Origin of the sequence: Neisseria sp. HMSC055H02 (genome assembly GCF_001813335.1) — a bacterium.
Taxonomy (GTDB): Bacteria; Pseudomonadota; Gammaproteobacteria; order Burkholderiales; family Neisseriaceae; genus Neisseria; species Neisseria sicca_C.
This window is the reverse complement of the sequence record NZ_KV812079.1, coordinates 710-3426: the sequence shown is the minus strand read 5'-3', so window position 1 is coordinate 3426 and position 2717 is coordinate 710. Positions and strand designations below refer to the sequence as shown.

Genomic DNA, 2717 nt, shown 5'->3' with positions numbered 1-2717 from the left:
TGCAAAGGGAAGTAACGCAGGAGTTCGGCAGAACACTGCAAGGCCTCAATGCCGAAATCGAACGCAGCCTGGACGGGTTGAAGGAAAAGTTGGCCAAAGGAGAAATCGGCCGGAAAGAATACGAAGACGGCCTCAAAACAAGGCAGAGGGGAAAAGTCCTGCTCAACATGATAGGCGCGGGCCTGTCCGCCCCGACCGACAGCGCGGCAGGCATAGCCGCCGCCACTGCGAGTCCCGCCGTATCCTACCAAATCGGACAATACTTCAAAGGGCTGGCGCAGAAAAACCCGGACGGCAGGCTGACGTCGGGTCAGGAAACCGCCCACATCCTCGCCCACGGCGTACTCGGGGCAGCGGTATCTGCGGCGGGCGGCAACGACTCTTTATAGCCGGCGCGCTGGCATCGGGAGGGGCGGAAGCGGCCGCCCCCGTCATCGGCAGATGGCTGTACGGCAAAGGCGACGGCGGCAGCCTGAGTGCGGAGGAAAAAGAGACTGTTTCGGCTATCACGAGAATACTGGGTACGACCGCCGGGGCGGCTGCGGGAAATTCGTCTGCGGATGCCGTGCGGGGCGGGATGGCGGCCGATGGGGCGGTGGGGAATAATTACGCAATAAGTATTATCTCCAAAGGAAGAAAAGTTGCCAGAGTAATTCAAACAGGTAAAAAATTTACACCGAAAGATGCATTACCAATAGCAGAAGCAGGAGTTGTTGTTGCAGCCATTTGTCAAATAACCGGGAATTGTAACGCTTCGGAAGTATTAGAAGATGTTTGGTCAGGTAGATTTGAAGACAACTATATGGCATCGGAAAATGCTGATGATGCAAATGACAAATCGGCAAATACACAATCCAATAATGGTTCACAAACCACCAATGCGCCTACGCCAGATCCTGATGATGAAAAACAATTAACCTTCAGTGAACAAAAAGAAATTCGTTCATTGAATAAACGTATTAAGGAACACAAAGCGAAAATTGAAGATTTCAAAAAGAACCCTACAATAAGACCAGGAATGGAAAATTTACCTAAAGATATAGTTAAAAACGCACAAGAAAGAAGAATCTTACACTTGGAAAGAGAAATCAAAGCGTTTCAAAAAAGAATTGATGCAATAAAAGGAAAATAAATGGCCATAGTCTATCATTCTTTAAGTTCTATTAGTGAACTAGAATCAGTCAATATTAGTACAAACGCAAGTATATTAATTAGCTGTTACAAACTAAAAGAAAATATTGAATATTTAATAAAATATATCAAAAAGATGCCTATAGATTGGGTTATTATCATTGGAAAAAAATCCTCTAATATAGAAAATATTTTAGATTTATATTTGGAATCGGAGTCATATCATAATGATAAACTTCTAGATGTAATTACAACCTCTCTCCCATATCACCCTATTGATGATGTTTTATTTGAGTTCTTTACAATTTCGACGATGGGAAATGATAATCATACTTTAATTTCTATCCTAGATGAAAAAATACCAGAAGAGGTAGCATTAAAAGAAAATATTGATAAATTTACTTCTAATTTGATATATAAAAAATAATGGCATGATACTGAATCCGAAAACAGGCGGGTGGTTCGAACAAAGCGGCGATCAACGCACTGGGCGGGGCGGCAATCGGCTATGCGGCGAGCGGGGATGCCGGTACGGCGGCAGTAGGGGCGAATGTCGATTGGAACAATAGGCAGCTGCATCCGAAAGAAACGGCATTGGCAGACAAATATGCCGAAGCCCTCAAATGAAACAATACTGGGTCGTTCTTTAACTGCATCAGAATTGAGGCAATTAAAAAATGAATCTACAGCTATAACACTGCTACATGAACTTCATAAGCAGAGTGGGACATATAAGGGCAGAAACACTCAGGAACAAATTCAAGAAGACGCTCAAAATCTTTGTGCAGCTCAATGTAAAGACTTGGCTGTATTTGAAAAGAATCTTGAAAAATCTGGAAAATATACAAAATCTAAAATTGAACAAGCAATTAAAGAAATTAAAGAAAAAAATGAGATAAGAGGTATTAAGTTATGGTAATTATGAAACCAGAATTGGAAAATATTTGGGATATAGAACAAAATGACAAAACTATTTGGGAAATATTAGGGTTACCCTCATCTAATTGTTACGTAAATACTGAATGGGAGAGAGACCTAGGTTATATTTATCACGAGTTCTTTGATTTTGGAATTAGTATTTTATTTATTAATAATAAATTAGATACAATATTTTTTTTCATGAAAGAAAAAGATGGTTTCAAAAAAACTGATTTATCACCATTTAATTTCATATCTATTCATGATGGTATAAAGAAAATTGAAGAAAATAAATTATATAATAAGAAGGAAATCCTGAATAATGGAAGAAATATCAATTATTTTGTTAATAATATTAAAATTAATTTAACTATTAATACACATAATGAGATTGAACTATTGGCAATTCAACAAACCATTGTCTGTATAAAGTCTAAAATTTACAGAAAACCCAAACCTACATAAAACACCCATAACGCAAATAGCTGCTTACACGAATCCTTCACGTAGAGTTTATGTGCAAGCTGTAGCCCATATGAAACCTAAACTCAACAAGTAGGATGTGTGCAGAACGCACGCATGCGGTTCTCAAGGTTTGAGCTAAGAGGCCATCTGAAACAACAAAAATACGTTTCAGCCGGCCTTTCTTTCAACAAGGCGCCACAGCA

General features: G+C 39.8%; 4 protein-coding genes and 1 pseudogene. All 5 read left to right on the top strand.

What is annotated here, in order from left to right:
- Positions 1 to 389 (top strand): annotated as a pseudogene (locus tag HMPREF2907_RS03075) (hypothetical protein); the annotation flags it as partial.
- A complete protein-coding gene (locus HMPREF2907_RS03070) occupies positions 359 to 1132 on the top strand; it encodes a VENN motif pre-toxin domain-containing protein (RefSeq protein WP_472679135.1) in 774 nt (257 codons plus the stop codon). The pseudogene HMPREF2907_RS03075 and the gene HMPREF2907_RS03070, both read left to right, overlap by 31 nt.
- Positions 1133 to 1558, top strand: a complete 426-nt coding sequence (locus HMPREF2907_RS03065; RefSeq protein WP_070679953.1) for a hypothetical protein — start codon at positions 1133 to 1135, stop codon at positions 1556 to 1558. It begins immediately after the preceding gene.
- A 180-nt stretch (positions 1559 to 1738) separates the two neighbouring features.
- Positions 1739 to 2050 carry a hypothetical protein gene (locus HMPREF2907_RS03060; protein ID WP_070679950.1) on the top strand — a complete coding sequence of 104 codons (312 nt, stop codon included), beginning with the start codon at positions 1739 to 1741 and terminating at the stop codon, positions 2048 to 2050.
- Between the two features lie 2 nt (positions 2051 to 2052).
- Complete coding sequence (locus tag HMPREF2907_RS03055; protein WP_141754396.1) at positions 2053 to 2514, top strand: hypothetical protein; 462 nt, start codon at positions 2053 to 2055, stop codon at positions 2512 to 2514.
- Positions 2515 to 2717: the final 203 nt, after the last annotated feature.